This window comes from Pseudomonas fluorescens, assembly GCF_005938625.1.
Taxonomy (GTDB): domain Bacteria; phylum Pseudomonadota; class Gammaproteobacteria; order Pseudomonadales; family Pseudomonadaceae; genus Aquipseudomonas; species Aquipseudomonas fluorescens_BD.
In genome coordinates, this window is record NZ_VCNJ01000024.1 from 182762 (window position 1) to 206845 (window position 24084).

The following is a 24084-nucleotide window of genomic DNA, read 5'->3' on the forward strand; positions in this document are numbered from 1 at the left end:
GCTTTTACGTTCAAGCGAATCGAGCTAAGGGTGGGCATTGTCAGCCCGAAACAAAACACTGTATAAATAACCAGACCTAAAGCCTGGGAGCGGCCTTTATGCTGGTGCACCTGTCCGTACACAACTACGCCATCGTTGAACATCTCGATCTCGAACTCGATCGCGGGATGAGCGTGATCACAGGGGAAACCGGCGCCGGCAAGTCGATCATGCTCGACGCGCTGGGCCTGACTCTTGGCGATCGCGCTGACAGCGGCGTGGTTCGTCCCGGCGCCGACAAAGCCGATATCCTCGCGACTTTCGATCTGGCCGACATCCCTGAAGCCAGCGTTTGGCTGGCCGAGCGCGATCTGGAGAATGACGGCCCGTGCATTCTGCGCCGGGTGATCACATCGGAGGGTCGTTCGCGCGGCTACATCAACGGCACCCCTTGCCCACTCGGTGACCTCAAGTCGCTGGGCGAGTTGTTGATTGATATCCACAGCCAGCATGAACACCAGTCCCTACTGAAAACCGATACCCATCGTCGCTTGCTGGACGAGTACGCCGGCGCTACCGATCTGGCCCGCCAGGTTCAGCTCGCCGCCCAGCGCTGGCGGCAGACTCGCCAGGAACTGGAGCGCCTCTCCAATTCCGGTGACGAACAACGCGCACGCCACCAGTTGCTGAGCTATCAACTCGAAGAGCTGGAAAACCTCGGCCTCGGTGATAACGAGCTGGAGCAACTGGAGCAGGAACACAAAAACCTGACCAACGCCGAAACCCTGCTAGGTATTTGCCGACAAGTGGTCGAACAATGCAGCGAAAGCGATTCCGGCAACGTGCTGAACGCACTGACTGCCAGCCTCAACCGCCTGTCGAGCGTAAATAATTCCGTCGGCGCACTGGGCGAAGCCAGCAGCCTGCTGACCAGCGCGCAGATCCAGGTCGAAGAGGCCGTCGGTGAACTCAATCGTTTCCTCGATAACTTCGATGCCGATCCGGCGCGCCTGCAATATCTGGAAGAACGTCTCGACGCGATTTACACCCTGGCGCGCAAGCACCGGATCCAGCCGACCGAGGTCGGTGAGATGCAGCAGAAGTTGCTGGATGAAATCGAAACCCTCAACGCCAACGACGAATCCATCGAGCGCCTCGGTGAAGAGCTGGCCTCCTATGCCCGCCACTATCAAGAGAAGGCACGAGAGCTGAGCGATTTGCGGCACCAGGCTGCCGGGAGTCTCGCCAGCGCGGTTGAGCAGGAGATTCAACGACTGGGCATGCCGGGTGGTCGCTTCACTATCGAATTGAAGGCCAACAGCAGCGATGAGCTGCTGCCCAACGGACTGGAACAGGTTGAATTGCTGGTCAGCGCCAACCCGGGCCAACCACTTAAGGCACTGGCCAAAGTCGCTTCCGGCGGTGAGCTGTCACGGATCAGCCTGGCGATTCAGGTGATCACCGCGCAGACATCCCGCGTTCCAACACTGGTGTTCGACGAAGTGGACGTCGGCATTGGTGGCCCGACCGCTGAAATTGTCGGCCAACTGTTGCGCCGTCTCGGCGACCGCGGCCAGGTATTGACCGTGACGCACTTGCCGCAAGTGGCAGCGCAAGGCCATCAACATCTGTTCGTGCATAAGGTGCGCGGTGAAGAGGCGACTCACACTGCCGTCTCCAAACTGAGCAAAAACGACCGTATAGAAGAAGTGGCGCGCATGCTCGGCGGTATTGATCTGACCAAGGAGTCCCTGGCTCACGCGAAAAAAATGGTCGTCACCGCCAAGGTTTGACAACGACAGAAAGCACGAAGGCGACCCTTGGGTCGCCTTCGTTCGTTTCGCGAATGTGAAATTCGCGCGACATGCTTACTTTTTCTTGCGCACGTACAGCACCAGGTTGTGATCAACCAACTCGACACCGTGCTCCTCGGCAATTGCCTTCTGGAGCTTTTCAATTTCGATGCTGACGAATTCGACGACTTCACCGGTTTCCACGTTGACCATATGGTCGTGGTGGCCACCGTCAGCCAGTTCAAATACCGCGTGGCCGCCGTCGAAGTTGTGACGGACCACGAGGCCAGCAGCTTCGAACTGGGTCAGAACACGGTAAACCGTGGCCAGACCGACGTCCTCGCCAGCTTCCATCAACGCCTTGTAGACGTCCTCGGCACTCATGTGACGCTGCTCGGTGGAGTCGAGCATTTGCAGGATCTTGACCCGTGGCAGGGTCACTTTGAGGCCGGCTTTGCGTAGTTCGCTATTTTCAACCATGGTCAGCTTTCTCGCGATGCTGCTTCGCAGCTTCTCTTAATGCGGGTATGATCGGCGTTTACGTTGTCCCAGCCAAGATAGTGGAAGTCGCCCACCGATGCAAAACACCAAGCTCTTGCTAACCAGTTTCACCTTTGTGGGACTGCTCGCACTCGCCGGTTGTTCATTCCCCGGGGTTTACAAAATCGACATCCAGCAGGGCAATGTCGTCACGCAGGACATGATAGACCAGTTACGCCCGGGAATGACCCGGCCGCAAGTACGGTTTATCATGGGTAACCCTCTGCTTGTCGACACGTTCCATGCCGATCGCTGGGATTATCTGTACAGCCTGCAACCGGGTGGCGGTGAACGCCAACAGGAACGCATCAGCGTTATTTTCAACTCAAACGACCAGCTTGTCAGCCTGTCCGGTGACTTTATGCCGGGCGTAAGCCGTGACGAAGCCATTCTCGGCAAGGACAGTGGCACTACGGTGACCGCTCCTGCTGAAAACGCCGAGAAGCCAAAACCGGAAAAACCGGTCAAGCCAGGTTCCTTGCTGGATCAGATCCAGAAGGACGTCGATGGGGTAGAAACCGTTCCGGTTCCGACACCAGAGCCGCTGGACACCTCGCCGCAATAATTTGCGAGGCAATAAAAAACCCGGAAAATCCGGGTTTTTTATTGCCTGCGATTTGGCTTTTTACGCGTTTCGCGCTTTGGCCTCGGCAGCCTTGGCTGCACGCAAACGGCGAACCTCTTTTGGATCGGCGAGCAATGGGCGGTAAATCTCGATGCGCTCGCCCGCCTGAATCACCCGCGAATCCGGGTCAGCAACCACTTTGCCAAAGATGCCCAGCGGACACTCTGCCAGATTCAGCTCTGGGAACTCGCTACCGATACCCGACGCAAGCACTGCAGCCCGAACCGTTGCCCCCTCATTCACACTGACCGAGCGCAAAACCTGACGGTCCACGGCGGCGTAAACGACCTCTATCTCGATCACCGGCTCAACCATGCATCTGCTTGGCGCGCTGGCAGAACGCGTCCACCAGCGTATTGGCGGCCTGATTGAACAGCGGCCCCAACGTGGCACGCACCAGCGGCCCGGCGTAATCGAACGACAGATCCAGACTGATCTTGCAGGCCTTCTCGTTCAACACCTTGAACACCCAGACGCCGTGCAACTGATTGAACGGGCCTTCTTCTAGGTTCATTTCGATCGACTGCCCCGGCACCAGCGTATTGCGCGTCACAAAATGCTGGCTGAGACCACCCTTGGCCACGCCAACACTGGCGCGCATATGCTCTGGTGAGCTTTCCAGCACTTCAGCGGACGAGCACCACGGCAGAAATTCCGGGTAACGCGCCACGTCGTTGACCAGGTCGTAGAGAAATTGCGCCGGGTACGGCAGCAGCGCTGATCGTTGAATATGTGTCGTCATGTGAGCGTTACTTCCAGAGCTGAGCGGCAAACACTACAAGAATGCCGATGGGCGCCACGTAGCGCATCAAAAACAAAGACAGGGCGAACAGTGCCGGATTGCGGATCGACAACTCGTCGCGTACCGCTTCACGCCCCATCACCCATCCGGCAAACAGCACAAAACACAGGCCACCGAGCGGCAACATGATCCGCGAGGTGAAGAAATCGATCACGCCAAAGAAGTCCAGACCGCTCTGCGCACCCCATTGGTAGAGATGGAACATCCCGCCTTCGTTCACGAAAAACTTGGCTTCCTTCCAGATATTGAAGGAGAACACTGTGCCCAGACCGACGAACCAGCAGATGAACGCCAGCCAGAAAGTCACCCACGCGCGACTGACTTTCGTGCGCTCAACCAGATAGGCAACCATTGGTTCCAGCAGGGAGATCGCCGAACTCCATGCCGCAATCGCCACCAGCACAAAGAACACCACACCCATCAGTTGACCGAAAGCCACGTTACCGAAAGCAAATGGCAGGCTGACGAACATCAGGCCAGGCCCTTCGCTTGGATTCAGGCCGCCGGCGAATACAATCGGGAACAGGGCCAGACCGGCGACCAGAGACACAAAGGTATCGAGCAGTGCCACGCCGACGACTGTGCCCGACAACGACGAACTCTTAGGCATGTAAGCGCCGTAGATCATGATCGAGCCGACACCGACGCTCAGCGAGAAGAACGCATGCCCCATCGCCGGCAACAAACCGTCGAGGACTTTTTCCGGGTGGAAGTCGAACATGAAATGCACGCCCTCCATGAAATGCCCGGTGGTCATGCTGTAACCCAGCAATACCAGGATCATCACAAACAGCAGCGGCATCATGATGCGCAAGCTGCGCTCAAGCCCGGCGACCACGCCCTTGGCGATCACGTACGCTGACAGCAGCATGAATATCGTGTGCCAAAGTGTCAGGCGCCATGGATTGGAGATGACATTGCCGAAATAGGCACCAACCTGATCGGCCGTCGCGCCCTGGAAGTCGCCGCGCCCCATATCGACGATGTAGTCCAGCGACCAGCCGCCGACCACACTATAGAAAGACAGGATCAACAATGCCGTGATCATCCCGGCGAACGCGCCCCACGACCACTTGCCCGAATGCCCGGCTTCCAGTGCCAGCACCTTCAAAGCGTTCGCCGGACTTTGCCGGGCGCGCCGGCCGATCAGGGTTTCAGCGAGCATGACCGGGATACCGATCAGCGCGATGCACGCCAGAAACATCAGTACAAACGCACCGCCGCCGTAGACCCCGACCATGTAGGGGAACTTCCAGATACTACCCAGTCCCACGGCCGAACCGGTCGCGGCGAGTATGAATACCCAGCGGCTAGCCCAACTGCCGTGGACAGAAACCTTGTCTGTCGACATCGTTTATCACGCCCAAGCGTTAGAAAAGAGGCCGCATTGTCCGGGATTCACTCAACCTGCTCAAGCACGCAGCATCACCGTAGCCGACAGCCGTTTATCTCCATATAATGCCGCCCCTATGGCTAAACAGAAGAAACACCCAACAGGGACCATCGCGCAGAACAAAAAGGCGCGACACGATTACTTCATCGAGCATAAGTTCGAGGCTGGTCTGGTCCTGGCCGGCTGGGAAGTAAAAAGTCTGCGGGCAAGCAAGCTACAGCTGGTCGACAGCTATGTCCTGCTCAAGGATGGCGAAGCGTGGTTGCTCGGCAGCCACATCACGCCTCTTATGACCGCAAGCACCCACGTCATCGCTGACCCGGTGCGCACACGCAAATTGCTGCTCAACCGCCGCGAGCTGGAAAAGCTTGCAGCGATGGTGCAGCAAAAGGGTTACGCCTGCGTCTGCCTGTCCTGGTACTGGAGCAAGCACATGGTCAAGTGCGAGATCGCTCTGGGCAAGGGCAAGAAGGAATACGACAAGCGTGACACCGAGCGCGAGCGCGACGCTGGTCGTGAACTGCAGCGTGCGGTGCGCAACAAGGGCAAGGAAGATTAATTTCTTCTGCCTTTAGAGCGTATTCGCGAGCAAGCTCGCTCCCACCTTGGAATGCATTTCAAATGTGGGAGCGAGCTTGCTCGCGAACGCTATTGCAGCATCACCACAGAAACAACTGATCACATCCCCTTGCGCCGCTCCGCCCGAGCCATGCGCTGAACCTCTTGCCGCACCTCTTCCAGCACTTCCTGCACATATAAAATATGTCGGCTGGAGACTTCCCGCGCCTGCTCCGCGCGACCTTCGATAATCGCCAGATACAACTCCCGATGCTGGGAAATCAGCATGTCGCGGGTCTCCGTGCGCTGCTTGTACATGCCGCCAATGTTGGTCACCACGTTGCGCTTGAGCAGATCAAACAGCCCACGAATGGTGTGCAGCAACACCGCGTTATGACTCGCCTCGGCAATCGCCAGATGGAATTTCGCATCCGCCGCGCCCTCCTCCGCCCGACTGACTTCGTCGTGGCGTGAATAGCAGTCCTGCAACTCTTCGAACGCCGCCGTCAGCCGCTCGCGATCAACATCCGTCGCGCGCAATGCTGCGTAATAGGCGCACGATGCCTCCAAAGTGTGCCGAAACTCGAGCAAGTCGCGCTGTGCTTCAGGATTGCTTTCGAGCAGTTGCAACAGCGGATCACTGAACGTCGAACCCAGACTTTCCACCACATAATTGCCGCCACCCTGACGACTGACCAGCAAGCCTTTCGCCGCCAGTTTCTGAATAGCCTCACGCAGCGACGGCCGTGAGACGCCAAATTGTTCGGCCAGCGTGCGCTCCGCCGGCAGCCGCTCACCGGACTTCAGCGTGCCCTCAAGGATCATCCCCTCAAGTCGCTCGACAATATCGTCAGACAAACGGCGCTGCCGAATCTGATCAAACCCCATAACTCATTTCTCCACGATCCCGACCGCTCGCCGGGCTCTCTATTCTGGCCTATCGGCGCCTTGCCGACACCTACCAGACGCCACTTGCCGAAACCGGATCAGATGCGATCTGCACCGCTTGTTCGACAAAAGTTTTAGCGCGGCAAATTGACACACCTACATCAAGGCTTTTACCCTAGCCAACAGCGATTGTAAATTGGTATTACCAATTATCCAAGAACGCTGACAGTGCCTGACCAACAACAATTAGGGGCCACCCCATATGCAAACCTGGCAACAGCTCTACAGCCCGCTCGGCAGTCTCGGCGTGTCCGCACTCGCGGCCGTCATCCCCATCGTGTTCTTTTTCCTCGCGCTGGCGGTGTTCCGCCTCAAAGGCCACGTGGCCGGGAGCATCACCCTCGCCCTGTCGATTGCCGTAGCAATCTTCGCGTTCCAGATGCCGGTCGACATGGCCTTCGCGGCCGCCGGGTATGGTTTCGCCTACGGTCTGTGGCCGATTGCCTGGATCATTGTCGCGGCGGTATTCCTCTACAAACTGACGGTCAAAAGTGGTCAATTCGAGGTCATTCGCAGTTCGGTGTTATCGATTACTGACGACCAGCGCCTGCAAGTGCTGCTGATCGGTTTCTGCTTCGGTGCATTTCTGGAAGGTGCCGCCGGTTTCGGCGCGCCCGTGGCGATTACTGCCGCGCTGTTGGTCGGGCTGGGCTTCAACCCGCTGTACGCCGCCGGCCTGTGCCTGATCGCCAACACCGCACCGGTGGCGTTTGGCGCCTTGGGTATTCCGATCATTGTTGCCGGGCAAGTCACCGGCATCGACGCGTTCAAGATCGGCGCCATGACCGGTCGCCAGCTGCCGCTGCTCTCGCTATTCGTACCGTTCTGGCTAGTGTTCATGATGGACGGCCTGCGCGGCGTGCGTGAAACCTGGCCGGCTGCACTGGTCGCGGGCCTGAGCTTCGCCGTCACTCAATACTTCACCTCGAACTTCATCGGCCCGGAACTGCCGGACATCACTTCGGCCCTGGCCAGCCTGATCTCGCTGACCCTGTTCCTGAAAGTCTGGCAGCCGAAACGTACCGCAGGAGCGCAAATCGCCGGCGCCACGTCGAGTGCAGCAATCACCGCGAGCGTCGGCGGTTTCGGTCAAAAGCGCACAACCGTGGCTTCGCCTTACAGCCTCGGGGAAATTTTCAAGGCCTGGTCGCCGTTCCTGATCCTCACCGTGCTGGTGACCATCTGGACGCTGAAGCCTTTCAAAGCGATGTTCGCCGCCGGCGGCTCGATGTACAGCTGGGTGTTCAACTTCGCGATCCCGCACCTTGATCAGCTGGTGATCAAAACCGCACCGATCGTTGCAGCTCCGACGGCCATCCCTGCGGTGTTCAAACTTGACCCGATTTCCGCGACCGGCACAGCGATTTTCTTCTCCGCGCTGATCTCGATGCTGGTGCTGAAGATCAACTTCAAAACTGGTCTTACCACTTTGAAAGAGACCTTCTACGAACTGCGCTGGCCAATCCTGTCGATCGGCATGGTCTTGGCGTTCGCTTTCGTCACCAACTACTCCGGCATGTCTTCGACAATGGCTCTGGTACTGGCCGGTACGGGCGCAGCATTCCCGTTCTTCTCGCCGTTCCTTGGTTGGCTCGGCGTGTTCCTCACCGGCTCGGATACTTCGTCCAACGCGCTGTTCAGCTCACTGCAAGCGACCACCGCGCACCAGATCGGGGTCAACGACACTCTGCTGGTGGCGGCCAATACCAGTGGCGGCGTGACCGGCAAGATGATCTCGCCACAATCGATCGCCGTGGCCTGTGCCGCGACCGGGCTGGTGGGCAAAGAATCGGATCTGTTCCGCTTCACCCTCAAGCACAGCCTATTCTTTGCAACGATTGTCGGTCTGATCACCCTGGCTCAGGCCTACTGGTTCACCGGCATGCTGGTGCACTAAATCAATAAGAAACGTACAAGCAACACAGAAAAAACCGACGCCGGTCCGTGATGCCGGCGTCAGCAATTCACAACCCGGTCTGTAAGGCTGCTGAAAGCAATGCTCTCTATATTCAGCAGCCACAACAGACGGATAACCGGGCCCACCCGGAGACACGCCTGATGAGCGAGCTTTTTTACAACGCCGTGCCGAACGCGACCCGCGTGGCACCGCCACTGCCCGAACCTCGGCAATACCCCAGCGAGAAACCGTCGCGGGTTTATCTGTTCGGCACGTGTGTGGTCGACCTGTTCTACCCCGAAGCCGGGATGGACGCGATCCACTTGCTGGAGCGCGAAGGGATCCGGGTCGAGTACCCGCAAGGGCAGAGCTGCTGCGGCCAACCGGCCTATACCTCGGGTTACACCGAGCAGGCGCGGACGGTAGCGCGCTCGCAACTGGCGCTGTTTGCCGGCGATTATCCGGTGGTGGTGCCGTCGGGTTCCTGCGCGGGCATGCTGCGCGAGCATTACGCCGACTTGTTCAAGGACGAGCCGGAAACGTTGAAACAGGTTCAGGCCCTCGCGGCCCGCACCTATGAACTGGCCGAGTTTCTGCTGTTCGTCTGCAAGGTGCAGCTCAAGGACAGCGGAGCACCGGTCAAAGTCGCGCTGCACACTTCGTGTTCGGCACGCCGCGAAATGAACACCCACCTGCACGGCCGCGAGCTGTTGGCGCAGTTGAGCAATGTGGAACGGGTCAACCATGACCACGAAAGCGAATGCTGTGGCTTCGGTGGGACATTCAGCGTCCGTATGCCAGACATTTCCGGCGCGATGGTGGCTGACAAGACCAAAGCGTTGAAGGATTCCGGCGCGCACAAGGTGTTGAGTGCCGACTGTGGCTGTTTGATGAACATCAACGGCGCATTGGAGAAACAAAAAGAAGCGCTACGCGGGCAACATCTCGCCAGCTTCTTGTGGCAACGAACCGGGGGGGCGCAATGAGCACTTCCGCGATTATTCCTACGGTCGCCGTAGAAGAAGATTTCCGCACCCGGGCACACAATGCCTTGGGCGATCAGCAGCTGCGGAACAACTTCCGCACTGCCATGGACTCACTGATGGTCAAGCGGGCAGCCGCTTTCAGTGATGCCCACGAAAGAGAACATTTGCGCGCACTGGGCAATTCGATCAAAGCCCGCGCGCTGTCCAAGTTGCCCGACCTGCTCGAGCAACTGGAACAGAACCTGACCCGCAACGGTGTGACAGTGCACTGGGCGGAAACGGTGGACGAGGCCAATGGCATCGTCTTATCGATCATCCGCGCTCACGAGGCGCGGCAAGTGATCAAGGGCAAATCGATGGTCAGCGAAGAGATGGAGATGAACCATTTCCTCGAGGCTCGGGACATTGAATGTCTGGAGTCCGATATGGGGGAATACATCGTTCAGCTCGACCACGAGAAGCCTTCACACATCATTATGCCGGCGATCCACAAGAATGCCGGTCAGGTCGCGTCCTTGTTCCACGACAAACTTGGCGTGGAATACACCAAGGACGTTGACCAACTCATTCAGATTGGTCGCAGAGTCCTGCGGCAGAAATTCTTCGAAGCGGACATCGGCGTCTCCGGTGTCAACTTCGCGGTGGCCGAAACCGGCACCCTGCTGCTGGTGGAAAACGAAGGCAACGGCCGCATGACCACCACCGTGCCGCCGGTGCACATCGCTGTCACCGGCATCGAAAAGGTTGTGGAAAACCTGCGCGACGTGGTGCCGCTGCTGTCACTGCTGACGCGCTCGGCGCTGGGCATTCCGATCACCACTTACGTCAACATGATCTCCGGCCCGCGCAAGGAGCACGAACTCGACGGCCCGCAAGAAGTGCATCTGGTGCTGCTCGACAACGGACGCAGCCAAGCCTTTGCCGACAGTGAACTGCGTCAGACCTTGAACTGCATCCGCTGCGGCGCCTGCATGAATCACTGCCCGGTCTACACCCGCGTCGGCGGCCACACGTATGGCGAGGTGTATCCGGGGCCGATCGGCAAAATCATCACCCCGCACATGGTCGGTCTGGCCAAAGTCCCGGATCACCCGAGTGCGTCATCGCTGTGCGGTGCCTGCGGCGAAGTGTGTCCGGTAAAAATTCCTATCCCGGCGATCCTGCGGCGCCTGCGCGAAGAAAACGTCAAAGCCCCTGACAGCCCGAATCAAGTGATGCGCGGTCAGGGCAGCAAGTATTCGCGCAAGGAACGCTTTATCTGGAACGCCTGGGCCAAGCTCAACAGCTCGCCAATTTTGTATCGATTATTCGGTTTCTTCGCCACACGCTTGCGGGCATTGACGCCAAGCAACGTCGGCCCTTGGACGCAAAATCACAGCGCGCCAAAACCCGCCGCCCGCTCACTGCACGACATGGCCCGCGAGCATCTGGCCAAACAGGGAGACCGCTGATGAGCGCCAAGCAAAATATCCTCGGCAAGCTGCGGAAAAGTCTGACGGGCGCCACGCCGATTGCCGACGACTTCGATGTCGATCTGGTGACGCAGCCTTACACCTACAGCGCCGAACAACGCATCCCGCAACTGCGCAAATTGATGGAAGCGGTGCACACCGAAATCCACCTGACCTCGGGCGAAGAATGGCCGGCGCTGCTTGCGCAATTGCTGCGTGATCGTCAGTTGCCGAGTCTGTTAATCGCACCGACTACAGCGCATGGGCAACGCATCACACAACATTGGGCGAACTATCCTGACCTGCCAACGCTGAAGTCCTACGACCGGCCGATGGAAGAGTGGAAAGCCGAACTGTTCAACGACACGCCGGCGAGTCTCACCGGCACCCTCGGCGCCATCGCCGCCACTGGCAGCCTGATCATGTGGCCAACCCGCGAAGAACCGCGGCTGATGAGCCTGGTACCACCGGTGCATTTCGCTCTACTCAAGGCCAGCGAAATCCGCGACAACTTCTATCAGGTGCAGCAGGAATTCGAATGGGCGCAAGGCATGCCGACCAACGCATTGCTGGTGTCCGGCCCGTCGAAAACCGCTGACATCGAGCAAGTGCTGGCTTACGGCGCCCACGGCCCGAAAGACCTGGTGGTGCTGATCCTGGAGGACCAATGACGCTTCCAGCGAATTTCCTGCGTGATGCGCAGCAACTGATCCCGGCGGAGCGCCGTTTTGATGATCCGTTATCGACGCTGGCCTTTGGTACGGACGCCAGTTTTTATCGGCTGATTCCGCAACTGGTAATTCGCGTCGAGTCCGAAGATGAAGTGGTCGCGCTTTTGAAATTGGCTCAGCGCGACCATGTTCCAGTGACCTTCCGTGCGGCGGGCACCAGTTTGTCCGGTCAGGCGATCAGCGATTCTGTTTTGATCGTGCTTGGGGATAACTGGAACGCTCGTGAGATTCGCGGCCAAGGCATGCAAATCCGCCTGCAACCGGGGGTGATCGGTGCGCAAGCCAATGCATGGCTGGCACCGTTCGGGCGCAAGATCGGCCCGGATCCGGCCTCGATCAACGCCTGCAAAATCGGCGGTATCGTCGCCAACAACGCCAGCGGCATGTGCTGTGGTACCGCGCAGAATACCTATCACACGCTGGCCGGGATTCGTTTGGTGTTGGCCGATGGCACGCGCCTGGATACCGAAGACGCTGCCAGTGTTGCAGCGTTTCGCAACAGTCACGGCGAGTTGCTGGAGCACTTGGCGACATTGGGCCGCGAGACCCGCGCCAATGCCGAACTGGCTGCACGAATCCGCCACAAATACCGTCTGAAAAATACCACCGGCCTGTCACTCAACGCTCTGGTGGATTTTGACGAGCCTGTGGATATCTTGAGCCACTTGCTGGTCGGCTCCGAAGGCACTCTCGGCTTCATCAGCGCGGTGACTTACGACACGGTGATTGATCACCCGAACAAAGCCTCGGCGCTGATTGTGTTCCCGGATGTGGAAACCTGCTGCAACGCCGTCACCGTGTTGAAAAGCCAACCGGTATCCGCCGTAGAGTTGCTTGATCGACGCAGCCTGCGTTCGGTACAAGACAAACCGGGCATGCCCGCTTTCGTACAACAGCTGTCGAACAATGCCTGCGCGCTGTTGATCGAATCCCGCGCCGCTTCTTCCACTTTGCTACAGGAACAACTGGCGCAGATCATGGCGTCGCTCAGTGGTTTCCCGGTAGAAAAGCAAATCGACTTCAGCGAAGACCCTTTGGAGAACGCCAAGCTCTGGGCGATCCGCAAGGATACTTTCCCCGCCGTCGGTGCCGTGCGCAAAACCGGCACCACGGTAATCATCGAAGACGTAACCTTTCCGGTCGAACAACTGGCCATAGGCGTTAACCGTTTGATCGAGCTGTTCGACAAACATGCCTACGATGAGGCGATTCTTTTCGGACACGCGCTGGAAGGCAATCTGCACTTCGTCTTCACCCAAGGCTTCAACAACCCGGAAGAAGTCGCACGCTATCAAGCGTTCATGGATGACGTCGCGCAACTGGTCGCCGTTGAATTCGGTGGTTCGCTGAAAGCCGAACACGGCACCGGCCGCAACATGGCGCCGTTCGTGGAACTGGAATGGGGCAGCGACGCCTATCAACTGATGTGGCAGCTCAAACGTCTGCTCGACCCGAACGGGATTCTCAACCCGGACGTGGTGCTCAGCGAAGATCCGCAGATCCATCTCAAACATCTGAAACCGCTGCCTGCGGCGGACGAGATTGTCGATAAGTGCATCGAGTGCGGTTTCTGCGAACCGGTCTGCCCGTCGAAAGGACTGACCTTGAGCCCGCGTCAGCGCATCGTGATCTGGCGTGATATTCAGGCGAAGAAACGCGCTGGCGTCGACACCACCGAACTGGAAAAAGCCTACGAGTACCAAGGCATCGAAACCTGTGCCGCCACTGGTCTGTGCGCGCAACGTTGCCCTGTAGGTATCAACACTGGCGAGTTGGTGAAAAAGCTGCGTGGCCGACACGCAACGCATCAGAAAACCGCCGACTGGATCGAAGGAAATTTCGCCAAGACCCTGCAAGGCGCACGCTTCACCCTGCACGTGGCCAACGGTGCGCGGATGATGCTTGGCGCACCGCGTCTGGCGAAACTTTCGGCAACGATTACGCGCCTGTCCAAAGGTCAGGTGCCGTTGTGGACGAATGCGATGCCGCAACCGGAAAAAGCCATTCGCTTCAGCCCCAGCGTCTCGGACGAACGCCCGCGTGTGGTCTATCTAGCCGCGTGCGTTTCGAGGGTCATGGGTCCGGCGGCGGGCGATAAAGAGCAGATGTCGCTCTACGACAAAACCCGTGGTTTGCTGGAAAAGGCCGGTTACCAAGTAGTCTTCCCGGACAATCAGGACAACCTCTGCTGCGGTCAGCCCTTCGCCTCCAAAGGCTACGCCGAACAAGCCGAACACAAGCGTCAGGAGCTGATCAGCGCATTGCTCCACGCCAGTCGCGGCGGGCTCGATCCGATCTATTGCGACACCAGTCCGTGCACGCTGCGGCTGGTGCAGGATGTAGGAGAAACCCGTCTGGATCTGTACGACCCGGTGCGCTTCATCCGTACGCACCTTCTTGATCGACTCGAGTTCACCGCACAAGACGCACCGATTGCCGTACATGTGACCTGCAGCACTCAGCACCTCGGCGAAAGCCAGGCGTTGATCGATCTGGCGCGTAAGTGCAGCAACAACGTGGTGATTCCGGAAGGCATTCATTGCTGTGGATTTGCCGGTGACAAGGGCTTCACCACACCAGAGCTGAACAGCCATTCACTGCGCACGCTCAAGGATGCCGTGCAGCATTGCAGCGAAGGGATTTCCACCAGTCGCACCTGTGAGATCGGCCTGACGCAACATGGCGGGATTGACTACCACGGGCTGGTCTATCTGGTGGATCGCGTGACCCGGGCGAAGGCCTGCTGAAGAAAAATAGAACCCTTGAGTTCGCCTGTAGTCCACAGAATAACCCCGACTGATCGGGGTTTTTCTTCCATACGGTTGCCCGTCCTGACGGCCAGCGAAGTCTGGACCCACTCGGTTCAAGGAGATACACATGAAACGTTCTGTACTGTTAGGTCTGTTCGTTACTGCATCGATGATGGCGTCCACTTCGTTTGCTGACGGCAAGCCTGCCGATCTGTGTGATGCCAATATTCAGACCATTGATAATGGCAAGGCGCAGCTTTCAGCGAATCCAGAATTGAGTCAGCGCGCCGAAACCAGTGTGGCCAAGGCCAAGGCACTCAAGGCCCAAGGCAAGATCGACGATTGCGTTGCTGAAACCTCGCAAACCATCGTAGAACTGCGCAAAGCCACAGGTACCAACAACTGATCAGCGTCGCGGCCAACCTTCGGGTTGGCCTTGTGGGCTGATTGGCGTACACTGCGCAGGCTTGTTGCTCAAACAGATGTACTGAGCAATGAGTTCGGGGCCGTTTAGGATTCGACGCCGGTTGCGAAACTCTAGGTGCATGCCGACTTGGTAACAGAAGTCGTAAATCCACTGTTGCAACTACTTATAGTTGCCAATGACGACCAATACGGTGTTGCTCTCGCTGCTTAATTGCAGCTGACAATGCTCCTGGTACCTTCGGGTCCAGCAATCATCAGGGGATGTCTGTAAACCCAAAATGATTGTCATATAGAACAGAATCGCCGTGCAGTACGTTGTGGACGAAGCGGCTAAAACTTACACAACTCGCCCAAAGCACCCTGCCCTTCGGGTCGCTGAGGGTTAACTTAATAGAAACGGCTACGCATGTAGTACCGACAGCGGAGTACTGGCGGACGGGGGTTCAAATCCCCCCGGCTCCACCAAATAGCAATCTAGACCTGTCTCAGACAGTCTACGAAACACCCCAAGAAGCCCGCCCTGTGCGGGCTTTCTTGTTTCTGGCTATCCGTCTCTGTCTACCCCTATCCCAGTGTGCGCTGTATCCTCCCGTGTACCAGAGATGTAAATTGAAACTGATGGGTACAAGGGAATGAAGCGCACTGAAATCAAACGTCGTCCTCTAGCTGACACGGCCGTAGCGGCTCTGGAAGCCGACTCCAAGGAGTACAGGGAGCACGATGGGAACAACGTGTATCTCCGAGTGCGGCCCGATGGCAAAAAGTCATGGCAGCTTCGGTACAAGAAAGCTGACGGTAAGTGGTCTTGGATAGGGCTAGGCAGTTACCCGGCAGTTACTGGATCTGCTGCACGACAGAAAGCGACCGAACTGCGGGCTAGTACAGCTGAAGGGAGCAACCCCTTGGCGACGATGCGAGCCAAAAAAGCTGCGGAGTTGGAAAGCGCCAGTAATACCTTTGAGAAGCTAGCCAGGGAGTGGTACTCGTCCAAGCGAAAAGGCTGGACCAACGGGACCGCCGTTCGAACAATCGGCGCGCTAGAGCTTCACGTCTTTCCGGTTTTCGGAACCCGTTCCTATCGCGAGATTCTGCCGATGGAATGGATGGACTTCCTCCGCACAATGGAACGTAAAGGAATTATTGAGCAGACCAGTCGCGTACGCGGAATGTGTCGTGAGATCTATGATCTTGCGCGAGTGACCGGAAGAGCGACGCATAATCCGCTTGAAGGTCTGCACAAATTCTTGCAAACCAAACCTGTAGAGAATTACGCCCATGTATCCCAAGAGGAATTGCCACCTCTTCTCAGGGCTATACGATCCTATCCGAGTGCGACCGATATTCGGATAGGCCTCCACCTGCTTTCGATGCTTGCGTGTCGCCCCTCTGAATTGCGCGAAGCAAGATGGACAGAGTTCGACTTGGAAAAAGCGCTTTGGATCATCCCTTCAGAACGGATGAAACGACGCCGCGAACATCTCGTACCTCTGCCCCACCAAGCGGTAACGTTGCTGCGAGATCTCCAACGTCTGACCGGGCACTACCCTCTTCTTTTTCCAGGCCGCAGCGATACCACTAAGCCACGCTCCAATACAGTGTTCTTAATGGCGCTACGACGCTTGGGTTACGAGGGGCGGCAAACAGGGCATGGCTTTCGACACATCGCGAGCACGATCTTGAACGAGCACGGCTTTGACGAAAACCATATCGAGGCGCAGCTATCGCACGTGAAGGATGGAGTCGCGGGTGTGTACAACAAGGCGGTCTATATCAAGCCTCGCACTGTGATGATGCAATGGTACGCAGATTATCTTGATGAGCTGGAGCAAGGGGATATCGCCCAGGTACAAGTTGAAAGATGAGTCTGATATTTCGTATCCCTGAAAATATTGGTGTAACAGGTGTTTCGCGTGTAACGAACACGAATATCCTATTGTTTTATAAAGACTTTATCTGAGTAACACCTTATGCATTCAGTGTTTACGATAGGTGTATCAGGATGAAAGCGTGTAACAAATGACCAAGACCATCGCCTGCTGCGGGCAAGCTCAATGCGTTGCAATTTGCAGAAAATGCACGCTGGTTTGGTGCCAAAAAATGGGGCGCGGGGGAGTCTAAATGGACGATTTTCCGACATTGGCTTTATTGAGAAGGCGATACGGCAGTGTCTGCATCCCTTTGGATACAGTGAGGCGTCATTACGCTAACCATTTGGGTATGCCGCGATTCTTACGCAAGATTCGAGAGAAGGAGATACCACTGCGTGTAGTGAAGGGAGATTGGGGAGGCAGGATGCAGAGGGTGGTCTATCTTCACGATTTAGCGCAATGGATTGAAGATCTTCACCCGAAGGCAACCCATCCATTAAGCGAAGCACACCTGCCCAACGAGGACGACCGTTCGTCGGAACAACTTGGCGCGAAGCCTGAGTGAAGTGCTGCTAAAGATATTTAGTGTGGATAACATTTGAACGTCAGATTTTTTCTAGTTTCTTTAATCAAATAAACCACATAAATAGATGGCCCTGTGACTTTCTACAACCACAGGGAACCATCAATGACCATCGCAACCCTAGAATCAAGACGAAAAACTACGGCAGAAAAGCCACAGCAAAATGCCGTCGGCTCCACCCCTATCTTTGGTTTGATGACCTCAAACGAAGTTGCCGCTGCATTAGCCCTATCCAACAAAACGCTCGCTGCATGGCGTAGCTCAGGACGCAGTCCGCTCCCTTTTTTCAAGCTCGGCTCTCGTGTGCGATATCGCTCAGAGGATGTCATTGCATGGCTTGAAAGCCGGCTGTGTTCCGTCGCTACAGACGCAGCGCGAGGGCCACTTTGATGACTACCCTCGGTAAAACTCAAAACGTTTTCGCGCTGCCTTCATCTGGTCCCGAGCTAGCCCTAACGCATGAAGACGCGTCGACATCGGCACGTGGATTAAAAGATCGCGATATGGTGTTAGGACGGTTCGATCCAACCGCGACGCTCATTCGCATACCTGTGGTGATATCCATCACCGGCATCGGTCGTGCGACTGTTTACAAGCTCATGAGCCAGCCCGAAAGCGGCTTTCCACAGCCTGTAAAGCTCACCGACAGTAATGCTCGTGGAGCCCCAGTTGCATGGGTTTTGTCTGAAGTTTTGAATTGGACCCGTGCACGAATTGCTGCCCGCGATGAGGCCGCAGCATGAGGCGCGGCCATAGTCCATTCAAAGGGCCATTTCTCGACTCGTATAGCATCGGATTTCAACTCTATCAACCGGGCGCGATCAACTGGCGGCACCGCACCATTTCAGGCGTGAGCTGGAACGGCGAAGAGCAGGAGGCGTTTTTCTTCAGCCCTGATGGCCTCGCCCTACCGCTGAAAGCGAATCCGTGGGAACTGCCTGAGCTGATTCACCGAAACTCGGTGCGCAGAGAGTTCGCTAGTGTTCACGGCACCGGCCATTTCGCCATGAAAGCGGGTCGCCTAACTTCGTTGAAGTCCCTCGGTATGACCGACTGGGTTACCTATTGGCTGGTTGATCAGTCGGGCGGATTCGCGAACGATCCGGCAGTTTGGCAGCGCATCACGGAACAAGATCTCGCCGTCGAGAAGACCGCTAGCGAGCGCACTCACCATGATATGCGCTTGACCAGCGACCTGACCGGCTACGTGGAGGAGTGCCTGACGCAGCGCCACGAGCAGATGTCCGTTGAGCACCGTCGTCGATGCGCCGAGGACAGCAAGATCCTGGCTTGGCTCAAAGGCGAAACACCAGCACCTCTTTTTGCTCTCGCGCAGGAGGCAGCATGAATCGGAAGATCGCAGATAACGCCTTGATGCATCCGTTCTCCGTATTGCGCCGGATCGGATTTTCTACTCGCCTCATGCAGCGTCTTGAACGCCACCGCAGCCGTCAGGAAAAGCAAGGTCGCGTAGTCAGTGTCCTGAGCTGGGCGGACGGCACCTGGTGCGCCCTCTCCCTCAACTGCGAAAAGACCGGGGCCGTGGTCGTCGACGAAGGCCAGCAAACGCACGCCTACGAAGACGCCCGCTCGATGCTCAGCGGTGGCTTCCTGCCCCTTCTTTCCCTGCGCTGGGAAGCCCATGCCTGAAAACGAAAACGCCTCCGGGGGCGATCCGGAGGCGTTGAGGTCAATCTACATGCACGAACAATTTATGCCGCACCTGGAAAAACCGCAAGCCATCAGCGCAGTTGCACTTTCGAAAAACGGACGTTACTCTCTGGTCGTCGCTGCAAATTCAGTGACCGGACTTGGCCGTCCGAACCGCAAAAGGCGCACAAGCGCCCTCCATCCGAACGCAGGCGCTTTTTTTGTGCCCGCCGTATCGTGTTATGGCGGCTGTGCGTGGGACACCTTCGGGTGTGCCGGGTCCCTTTTGCCCCGGTCGGCCAACCCGCGTACAGCTGTCACCATTCCTTGCTTGGCCGCAAGCGGTGGCAGCTCCTCAGCAAAAGGAGCTCTACATGACCGCTATCAATCCGTCCAAAATCCGCGCCGCTGCACATCGTGCAATGGCTCTCGCCGCTTTACACGCCAATTCCAGCCTCGCTACACGCCTTTCCCGTTACAACGCTCACATGGTCAAAGCCCGCGCACTCGAAACCGCAGGCGGTGCCCAATGAACAACGCTTTGAGTTTCGCTCTGCCCGAAGACCTGCTCTGCGTGAATCCGACCGCAGAAGCCGGTGTGCCCATCGATGCCATCACCTGCGCCATTGCTCGTGCCGACTCGGTTCTGACGCTGCTTGAAGAACACTTCGAAAACGACTCCTCACGCCTCGCTAATCATGTCATCGCCGCCGTCCTCTGGGACGTGCGCGGCACTCTTGGTTTGATTAAAACACTGACCTTGCACGGCGACTCCACTTCGACGCCTGCTGTGCAGAAAGGCGGTGCGCTATGAACACCTCCACCACCCTAGGGCATGCCACCTTCACTCGCGTGAACGCCTCCGATTTGAAGTTGTTCCGGGTCAATGCCGGAGTACCGGTCGAGGATGCACTGGAGATGGTTTCCCTGCTGCAGCATCACGCAAACCAACTTAACTTCGACGCTGCCATGAGTGACAGCGGTGAGCGTTTCAGTTGGCCTGCCATGTACCTCGGCGAGATGGCCAAAGCACTGATCGATGACATCAACGACGCATTGTTTCTGCCGAGGGCTGACGCATGAGCCAGCGCCCGAATAGCAACACCAAACGTCCAAGTTTCGCCGACGTGAAAGCCGCAGCACTAAAAGACATTGATCGTGTCTTGTCGCACTGGCTGCCCAACGGCAAGCGCGTCGATGGTGGCAAGGAATACACCGCACCCAATCCAACCCGCAGCGACAAGCGCGCCGGTTCGCTCAAGATCAGTTTGAGCAAAGGCACATGGTCCGACTTTGCCACCGGCGACAAGGGCGGCGATCTGATTGATCTGGTGCGCTATCTGGACGGCGGCACCGACATCGAGGCCTGCAACCAACTCGCAGAATTGCTCAACGTGTCGCCCGGCGCCGCCCAGGCGAAGACAGCTCCTGCCAAAACAAAAGCCCCTGATTGGACTGCCATTCAGCCGATACCAGCGGAGGCCATGAACAAGTGCCCTGCCAAGCATCGGCAGCACGGCGCACCGTCCAAGGTGTGGATCTACCGTGACACACAAGGCAATCCGCTAATGGCGCTCTACCGCTTCGACCTCTCGCCCGATGAGGACGGCAAACCGAAGAAGGTTTTTGCACCCCTAACATGGTGCGAGCGCGTCGATGGCCAAATCAAGCAATGGCGCTGGCAGGGTCTGCCCGATCCACGTCCGCTGTTGCGACTTGATGAGCTGGCTCAACGTAGTGATGCACCGGTAGTTTTGTGCGAAGGCGAGAAAGCTGCCGACGCTGCCGCCGAACTGTTGCCGAACCACGTGGCCACCTGCTGGCCGAACGGTTCCAACTCTTGGCATAAAGCTGACCTGACGCCACTTAAGGGTCGCGAAGTGCTGTTGTGGCCTGACAACGACGACAGCGGCAAAGCTTGCATGGAAACCGTCGCCGAGAAGCTGCGCGAAATCGGCGCCGCCTCGGTCCGTTTCATCGCTCTGGACTCATTCAAACGTAAGCCCACGCTGAAAAGTGGCCGCGCCGCTTTCGCCAAAGGTGGTCAATGGGATGATGGTGATGACGCTGCCGATGCGCTCACCAAAAATTGGACAGCCGCGCATTTCGCCGAGCTGCAAAGCAGCGGCGAGCTGTTTGGTTTGGTCGAGGAAAAACCATCCCCGGAGCAAACTGAAGCCAAGCCGGACGCGAAGACGAAATCCGCAGCCAAGCGCCCGACAAAATCGAAAACCGACCTGATGCCCGGCGGCTTTCGGCTGACGTCCGAAGGTGTGTTTTATGCCGGTGACGACGGTGAGGCGCGTCCAGTGTGTTCACCACTGGAGATCCTCGCCCGTACTCGTGACGACAAAGGTCAGAACTGGGGTTTGTTGGTTGAATTCGACGATCCCGACGGCGCCAAGAAACGATGGAACATCCCGGCCCGCACCATGACCGGTGACTTCGGCAAAGATGTGCTCGGACCACTTGTGGACATGGGGCTACGCCTCGCAGGCAGTCGTTCTGGCCGCAATGCACGCAATGACCTGCAGAGTTATCTCGGCGGCTTCGACAGCGCCCAACGGGCTCGACTGGTCACGCGTTTGGGTTGGCATGACACGGCGTTTCTACTGCCCGAGCAGCAAGTCGGTACGCACAGCGAACACCTGCACTTCTACGAGGCTGGTTCGCAACTTCCGCCGATCAGCGAAGCGGGCACGCTTGAACAATGGCAGGAGCATATCGGCGCGCTGTGCGTCGGCAATCATCGTTTGGCGTTTGTCGTCGGCGTCGCCTTCGCTGGGCCGCTGCTGCACATGCTTGGCCATGAGTCTGGCGGCTTTCACTTGTACGGCGACAGTTCCGGCGGCAAAACCACGCATTTGCAAGTTGCCGCTTCAATCTACGGTGGACCGCGTCTAGTGCGTTCGTGGCGATCGACCGATAACGCGCTCGAATCCATCGCCGCCGCGCATTCCGACGGCCTTCTGGTCTTGGATGAAATCGGCATGTGCGACCCGCGCATCATCGGCGAGACGGTGTACATGCTCGGCAACGGCACAGGCAAGGCACGCGCCAACGATCGAGGCCAAGCTGGCCGACAGGTACAGGAGTGGCGCCTGCTATTTCTCTCCACCGGCGAGAAAACCTTGGCCCAGCACATGGCCGAAGCGAACAAGGAACTGAAAGCGGGTATGGAAGTGCGCATGCTCGCTGTCCCGGCCGATGCCAGCAAAGGCCTTGGCATGTTCGATGTGCTTAACGGTTTTGAGGATGCGGCGGCACTGTCCGACGCGCTCAAGGCTCGCGTAGCGAAGTATTACGGCACGCCGCTCACGGCATTCCTGACGGCGCTATGTGAACCAGGCAAGCGTCACGGCTGGGCAGCCATCCTGCGCCGCACGCTGGAAGGTTTTATCGCCCAGTCGTTACCGGCGTCGGCCAGTGGACAAGCGCACCGTGCCGCCGCTCGCTTCGGTCTCGCCGCTGCAGCGGGCGAGTTGGCCACCGCGATGGGGATCACCGGCTGGCCCGACGGAACCGCCACCACTGCCGCCCGTGTGTGCCTCAACGCATGGATGAACGAGCGTGGCGGCGCCGGTAACTTCGAGGGCGATGCAATCGTGGCGCGACTTAGACAGATCATCGAGCGCTTCGGTGAAAGCCGCTTTACGCGTTGGGAATCGACGGCGGCAAAGATCGACGAACACGGTCCGCGCACCATCGACCGACTCGGTTTTCGTAAGACGTTGGAACACGGTCTGGGGGATTCCCTGCACACCACCAACACCTACTACGTGCTTCCCGAATTATGGCGCTCGGAGATCTTCCGGGGCATGAACATCAACGCGGTGAACAAGGAGCTGCTACAGCGCGGTGTTCTGGAACCGGGAAAGGACGGGAAGGCGTCAAGCCTGATCCGGTTACCCGGTCTCGGCACGCAACGCTGCTACATCGTGAAGACGATTCCGGGAATGGATGAGAGCGAGGCTCGGGCTGCCTGAGGGCATCTCTGCTGATCGAGGTAGCGCCGGCTTGTTCCCGGCCTCGCCAGCCACCCAACAACCCCATAATCGAATTGAACAGAGACCAACCACATGAACGAGATTCAAAACCTCAAAGACCGTCGCGACCATCTGTTGAGTGAGGCCGACCAACTGCATGCCGAACTACTGCCTCTTGAGGCTGTGCTAGAAAGCGAGGAAACCATCGAGCCGACTCAAGAGCGCGAACTCCGCAACAGGTACAACGAGCTGAAACGGAATTTCGATTCGCGCAAAAACAACGCCGACCTTTTGGACAGGAAGATCAGTCGCCGCGAGAACCTTGCCTGCTGCGATTCCCTGATGGCGGGATACATCGACGCGATGGATAACTGGACCGCTGATGAACAGGAGTTGAAGGAGAAGCGCCAAAGCCTCAGCACCCGTTTGGAGCAGATTCAGCAGCAGGCGGAAGAGGACATGGCGAAAGCTCGTCAGGCCGAGACGGACGCTGCCACGGCTTACGCGCAAGCAGTCGCCTGGGGTGATACCGACGGCGAGAAGACCGCCAACACTGATGCGCAGAAGGCGGCGAAGAACCTCACGGTGGCCACCGAACACAATCGTCGCCAACACCTGATCATGAAGGCTTTAGAGCAGGAGCTGGTCACCGTAGATAAATACATCGCAGAAGCACAGGTAAAGCATAAGGGGATAGAGCGCACCGCCCTGCTGCTATCGCAGACGGTACTCGAAGAGAAGTGGAACGAGGCCGCAAAAGCGTTGTTCGAGGTGGGTGGAAAATTGTGGGCCAATTACACCCTGCTTGACCGTGACCAGATTGGACTTATGAAGCTTGCCGTTCCAGAGCAGGGTGAGAACTTTGGGAATTGGACGTGGGAAGAGCTATCAGCTCGTTCGCGCCAATATCGCGCGCGGGACTTAATCCAGCTCGACAGCCTGACGGTACCGCAGTATCTCGAAGATATGAACAATCCAGAACGACGCAAGGATGAACGTAATGAACAAGCCGATACAGAACAGCGCCAGTTGGTCTGACACGCTCAAAACTCGGAAGGCCCATCTCAATGCCCTCTTGAAGACCATCAACACAGGACCGGGCAAATCCAGTCCAATAC

At 57.6% G+C, this 24084-nt stretch carries 25 protein-coding genes and 1 other RNA gene; 21 read left to right on the plus strand and 5 right to left on the minus strand.

All coding sequences use genetic code 11. From position 1 onward, the window contains the following. Window positions 1-98: 98 nt before the first annotated feature. On the plus strand, window positions 99-1772 hold the full coding sequence (gene recN, locus FGA82_RS16100) for a DNA repair protein RecN (RefSeq protein WP_141127798.1): 1674 nt from the start codon (window positions 99-101) through the stop codon (window positions 1770-1772). 75 nt (window positions 1773-1847) lie between these two features. Here the strand turns inward: recN and fur are convergent, their stop codons facing one another. Continuing rightward, window positions 1848-2252, minus strand: a complete 405-nt coding sequence (gene fur, locus FGA82_RS16105; protein ID WP_064119476.1) for a ferric iron uptake transcriptional regulator — start codon at window positions 2250-2252, stop codon at window positions 1848-1850. Window positions 2253-2349: 97 nt separating this feature from the next. Here fur and FGA82_RS16110 point away from each other — a divergent pair, with 97 nt between their 5' ends. Then, window positions 2350-2877: an outer membrane protein assembly factor BamE gene (locus FGA82_RS16110; protein ID WP_038357476.1), complete on the plus strand. Its 528-nt coding sequence runs from the start codon at window positions 2350-2352 to the stop codon at window positions 2875-2877. A 60-nt stretch (window positions 2878-2937) separates the two neighbouring features. Here the strand turns inward: FGA82_RS16110 and FGA82_RS16115 are convergent, their stop codons facing one another. The 3 genes from FGA82_RS16115 to FGA82_RS16125 are packed head-to-tail and all read right to left on the minus strand — an operon-like array spanning window position 2938 to window position 5090. Beyond that, window positions 2938-3252: an RnfH family protein gene (locus tag FGA82_RS16115; protein WP_141127799.1), complete on the minus strand. Its 315-nt coding sequence runs from the start codon at window positions 3250-3252 to the stop codon at window positions 2938-2940. Continuing rightward, the gene (locus FGA82_RS16120) at window positions 3245-3679 is read right to left on the minus strand and encodes a type II toxin-antitoxin system RatA family toxin (RefSeq protein ID WP_016986510.1); all 435 of its coding nucleotides are present in this window, start codon (window positions 3677-3679) and stop codon (window positions 3245-3247) included. The genes FGA82_RS16115 and FGA82_RS16120 overlap by 8 nt, the downstream gene beginning before the upstream one ends. Before the next feature lie 7 nt (window positions 3680-3686). Next, on the minus strand, window positions 3687-5090 hold the full coding sequence (locus FGA82_RS16125; protein WP_141127800.1) for a sodium-dependent transporter: 1404 nt from the start codon (window positions 5088-5090) through the stop codon (window positions 3687-3689). 118 nt (window positions 5091-5208) lie between these two features. Here FGA82_RS16125 and smpB point away from each other — a divergent pair, with 118 nt between their 5' ends. Continuing rightward, entirely contained in the window at window positions 5209-5691 is a 483-nt protein-coding gene (smpB, locus tag FGA82_RS16130) for an SsrA-binding protein SmpB (protein ID WP_008088297.1), read from the plus strand. A gap of 119 nt (window positions 5692-5810) precedes the next feature. On the opposite strand, the gene FGA82_RS16135 is transcribed toward smpB, so the two are convergent. Next, the gene (locus FGA82_RS16135; RefSeq protein ID WP_141127801.1) at window positions 5811-6578 is read right to left on the minus strand and encodes an FCD domain-containing protein; all 768 of its coding nucleotides are present in this window, start codon (window positions 6576-6578) and stop codon (window positions 5811-5813) included. 262 nt (window positions 6579-6840) lie between these two features. On the opposite strand from FGA82_RS16135, the gene FGA82_RS16140 reads away from it, so the two are divergent. The 18 genes from FGA82_RS16140 to FGA82_RS16220 all read left to right on the plus strand — a co-directional run bounded on the left by FGA82_RS16140 (window position 6841) and on the right by FGA82_RS16220 (window position 24004). Further along, window positions 6841-8535 (plus strand): lactate permease LctP family transporter, encoded by a 1695-nt coding sequence (locus FGA82_RS16140; protein ID WP_141127802.1) that lies wholly within the window; start codon window positions 6841-6843, stop codon window positions 8533-8535. A 161-nt stretch (window positions 8536-8696) separates the two neighbouring features. Further along, a complete protein-coding gene (locus FGA82_RS16145) occupies window positions 8697-9521 on the plus strand; it encodes a (Fe-S)-binding protein (protein WP_141127803.1) in 825 nt (274 codons plus the stop codon). Continuing rightward, window positions 9518-10972, plus strand: coding sequence for a LutB/LldF family L-lactate oxidation iron-sulfur protein (locus FGA82_RS16150; RefSeq protein ID WP_141127804.1), 1455 nt, complete (start codon window positions 9518-9520; stop codon window positions 10970-10972). The genes FGA82_RS16145 and FGA82_RS16150 overlap by 4 nt, the downstream gene beginning before the upstream one ends. Continuing rightward, a complete protein-coding gene (locus tag FGA82_RS16155) occupies window positions 10972-11643 on the plus strand; it encodes a LutC/YkgG family protein (RefSeq protein ID WP_141127805.1) in 672 nt (223 codons plus the stop codon). The genes FGA82_RS16150 and FGA82_RS16155 overlap by 1 nt, the downstream gene beginning before the upstream one ends. After that, the gene (locus FGA82_RS16160; protein WP_141127806.1) at window positions 11640-14450 is read left to right on the plus strand and encodes an FAD-binding and (Fe-S)-binding domain-containing protein; all 2811 of its coding nucleotides are present in this window, start codon (window positions 11640-11642) and stop codon (window positions 14448-14450) included. Before FGA82_RS16155 ends, FGA82_RS16160 begins: the two co-directional genes overlap by 4 nt. A gap of 130 nt (window positions 14451-14580) precedes the next feature. Further along, window positions 14581-14859, plus strand: a complete 279-nt coding sequence (locus tag FGA82_RS16165; protein WP_141127807.1) for a hypothetical protein — start codon at window positions 14581-14583, stop codon at window positions 14857-14859. Between the two features lie 96 nt (window positions 14860-14955). After that, window positions 14956-15344: a transfer-messenger RNA gene (gene ssrA, locus FGA82_RS16170) on the plus strand. Window positions 15345-15511: 167 nt separating this feature from the next. Further along, a complete protein-coding gene (locus FGA82_RS16175) occupies window positions 15512-16741 on the plus strand; it encodes a tyrosine-type recombinase/integrase (protein WP_141127808.1) in 1230 nt (409 codons plus the stop codon). 256 nt (window positions 16742-16997) lie between these two features. Continuing rightward, window positions 16998-17312 (plus strand): pyocin activator PrtN family protein, encoded by a 315-nt coding sequence (locus FGA82_RS16180; RefSeq protein ID WP_141127809.1) that lies wholly within the window; start codon window positions 16998-17000, stop codon window positions 17310-17312. 213 nt (window positions 17313-17525) lie between these two features. Further along, the gene (locus FGA82_RS16185; RefSeq protein WP_249384253.1) at window positions 17526-17720 is read left to right on the plus strand and encodes a helix-turn-helix domain-containing protein; all 195 of its coding nucleotides are present in this window, start codon (window positions 17526-17528) and stop codon (window positions 17718-17720) included. 113 nt (window positions 17721-17833) lie between these two features. Further along, entirely contained in the window at window positions 17834-18073 is a 240-nt protein-coding gene (locus FGA82_RS16190) for a helix-turn-helix transcriptional regulator (RefSeq protein ID WP_141127878.1), read from the plus strand. Then, window positions 18070-18678 carry a hypothetical protein gene (locus FGA82_RS16195; protein WP_141127811.1) on the plus strand — a complete coding sequence of 203 codons (609 nt, stop codon included), beginning with the start codon at window positions 18070-18072 and terminating at the stop codon, window positions 18676-18678. The genes FGA82_RS16190 and FGA82_RS16195 overlap by 4 nt, the downstream gene beginning before the upstream one ends. Beyond that, entirely contained in the window at window positions 18675-18980 is a 306-nt protein-coding gene (locus tag FGA82_RS16200; RefSeq protein ID WP_141127812.1) for a hypothetical protein, read from the plus strand. Before FGA82_RS16195 ends, FGA82_RS16200 begins: the two co-directional genes overlap by 4 nt. A 374-nt stretch (window positions 18981-19354) precedes the next feature. Then, entirely contained in the window at window positions 19355-19513 is a 159-nt protein-coding gene (locus FGA82_RS32115; protein WP_171057294.1) for a hypothetical protein, read from the plus strand. Next, a complete protein-coding gene (locus FGA82_RS16205) occupies window positions 19510-19794 on the plus strand; it encodes a hypothetical protein (protein ID WP_136491916.1) in 285 nt (94 codons plus the stop codon). The genes FGA82_RS32115 and FGA82_RS16205 overlap by 4 nt, the downstream gene beginning before the upstream one ends. Beyond that, entirely contained in the window at window positions 19791-20063 is a 273-nt protein-coding gene (locus FGA82_RS16210; protein ID WP_077574441.1) for a DUF3077 domain-containing protein, read from the plus strand. Before FGA82_RS16205 ends, FGA82_RS16210 begins: the two co-directional genes overlap by 4 nt. Beyond that, on the plus strand, window positions 20060-22966 hold the full coding sequence (locus FGA82_RS16215; protein WP_141127813.1) for a DUF927 domain-containing protein: 2907 nt from the start codon (window positions 20060-20062) through the stop codon (window positions 22964-22966). The genes FGA82_RS16210 and FGA82_RS16215 overlap by 4 nt, the downstream gene beginning before the upstream one ends. A gap of 93 nt (window positions 22967-23059) precedes the next feature. Beyond that, entirely contained in the window at window positions 23060-24004 is a 945-nt protein-coding gene (locus FGA82_RS16220; protein WP_141127814.1) for a chromosome segregation protein SMC, read from the plus strand. Window positions 24005-24084 lie beyond the last annotated feature (80 nt).

Coding starts and splice junctions, on each gene's coding strand:
- recN (WP_141127798.1), top strand. CDS start 99: ATGCTGGTGCACCTGTCCGTACACAACTACGCCATCGTTGAACATCTC.
- fur (WP_064119476.1), bottom strand. CDS start 2,252: ATGGTTGAAAATAGCGAACTACGCAAAGCCGGCCTCAAAGTGACCCTG.
- FGA82_RS16110 (WP_038357476.1), top strand. CDS start 2,350: ATGCAAAACACCAAGCTCTTGCTAACCAGTTTCACCTTTGTGGGACTG.
- FGA82_RS16115 (WP_141127799.1), bottom strand. CDS start 3,252: ATGGTTGAGCCGGTGATCGAGATAGAGGTCGTTTACGCCGCCGTGGAC.
- FGA82_RS16120 (WP_016986510.1), bottom strand. CDS start 3,679: ATGACGACACATATTCAACGATCAGCGCTGCTGCCGTACCCGGCGCAA.
- FGA82_RS16125 (WP_141127800.1), bottom strand. CDS start 5,090: ATGTCGACAGACAAGGTTTCTGTCCACGGCAGTTGGGCTAGCCGCTGG.
- smpB (WP_008088297.1), top strand. CDS start 5,209: ATGGCTAAACAGAAGAAACACCCAACAGGGACCATCGCGCAGAACAAA.
- FGA82_RS16135 (WP_141127801.1), bottom strand. CDS start 6,578: ATGGGGTTTGATCAGATTCGGCAGCGCCGTTTGTCTGACGATATTGTC.
- FGA82_RS16140 (WP_141127802.1), top strand. CDS start 6,841: ATGCAAACCTGGCAACAGCTCTACAGCCCGCTCGGCAGTCTCGGCGTG.
- FGA82_RS16145 (WP_141127803.1), top strand. CDS start 8,697: ATGAGCGAGCTTTTTTACAACGCCGTGCCGAACGCGACCCGCGTGGCA.
- FGA82_RS16150 (WP_141127804.1), top strand. CDS start 9,518: ATGAGCACTTCCGCGATTATTCCTACGGTCGCCGTAGAAGAAGATTTC.
- FGA82_RS16155 (WP_141127805.1), top strand. CDS start 10,972: ATGAGCGCCAAGCAAAATATCCTCGGCAAGCTGCGGAAAAGTCTGACG.
- FGA82_RS16160 (WP_141127806.1), top strand. CDS start 11,640: ATGACGCTTCCAGCGAATTTCCTGCGTGATGCGCAGCAACTGATCCCG.
- FGA82_RS16165 (WP_141127807.1), top strand. CDS start 14,581: ATGAAACGTTCTGTACTGTTAGGTCTGTTCGTTACTGCATCGATGATG.
- FGA82_RS16175 (WP_141127808.1), top strand. CDS start 15,512: ATGAAGCGCACTGAAATCAAACGTCGTCCTCTAGCTGACACGGCCGTA.
- FGA82_RS16180 (WP_141127809.1), top strand. CDS start 16,998: ATGGACGATTTTCCGACATTGGCTTTATTGAGAAGGCGATACGGCAGT.
- FGA82_RS16185 (WP_249384253.1), top strand. CDS start 17,526: ATGACCTCAAACGAAGTTGCCGCTGCATTAGCCCTATCCAACAAAACG.
- FGA82_RS16190 (WP_141127878.1), top strand. CDS start 17,834: ATGGTGTTAGGACGGTTCGATCCAACCGCGACGCTCATTCGCATACCT.
- FGA82_RS16195 (WP_141127811.1), top strand. CDS start 18,070: ATGAGGCGCGGCCATAGTCCATTCAAAGGGCCATTTCTCGACTCGTAT.
- FGA82_RS16200 (WP_141127812.1), top strand. CDS start 18,675: ATGAATCGGAAGATCGCAGATAACGCCTTGATGCATCCGTTCTCCGTA.
- FGA82_RS32115 (WP_171057294.1), top strand. CDS start 19,355: ATGACCGCTATCAATCCGTCCAAAATCCGCGCCGCTGCACATCGTGCA.
- FGA82_RS16205 (WP_136491916.1), top strand. CDS start 19,510: ATGAACAACGCTTTGAGTTTCGCTCTGCCCGAAGACCTGCTCTGCGTG.
- FGA82_RS16210 (WP_077574441.1), top strand. CDS start 19,791: ATGAACACCTCCACCACCCTAGGGCATGCCACCTTCACTCGCGTGAAC.
- FGA82_RS16215 (WP_141127813.1), top strand. CDS start 20,060: ATGAGCCAGCGCCCGAATAGCAACACCAAACGTCCAAGTTTCGCCGAC.
- FGA82_RS16220 (WP_141127814.1), top strand. CDS start 23,060: ATGAACGAGATTCAAAACCTCAAAGACCGTCGCGACCATCTGTTGAGT.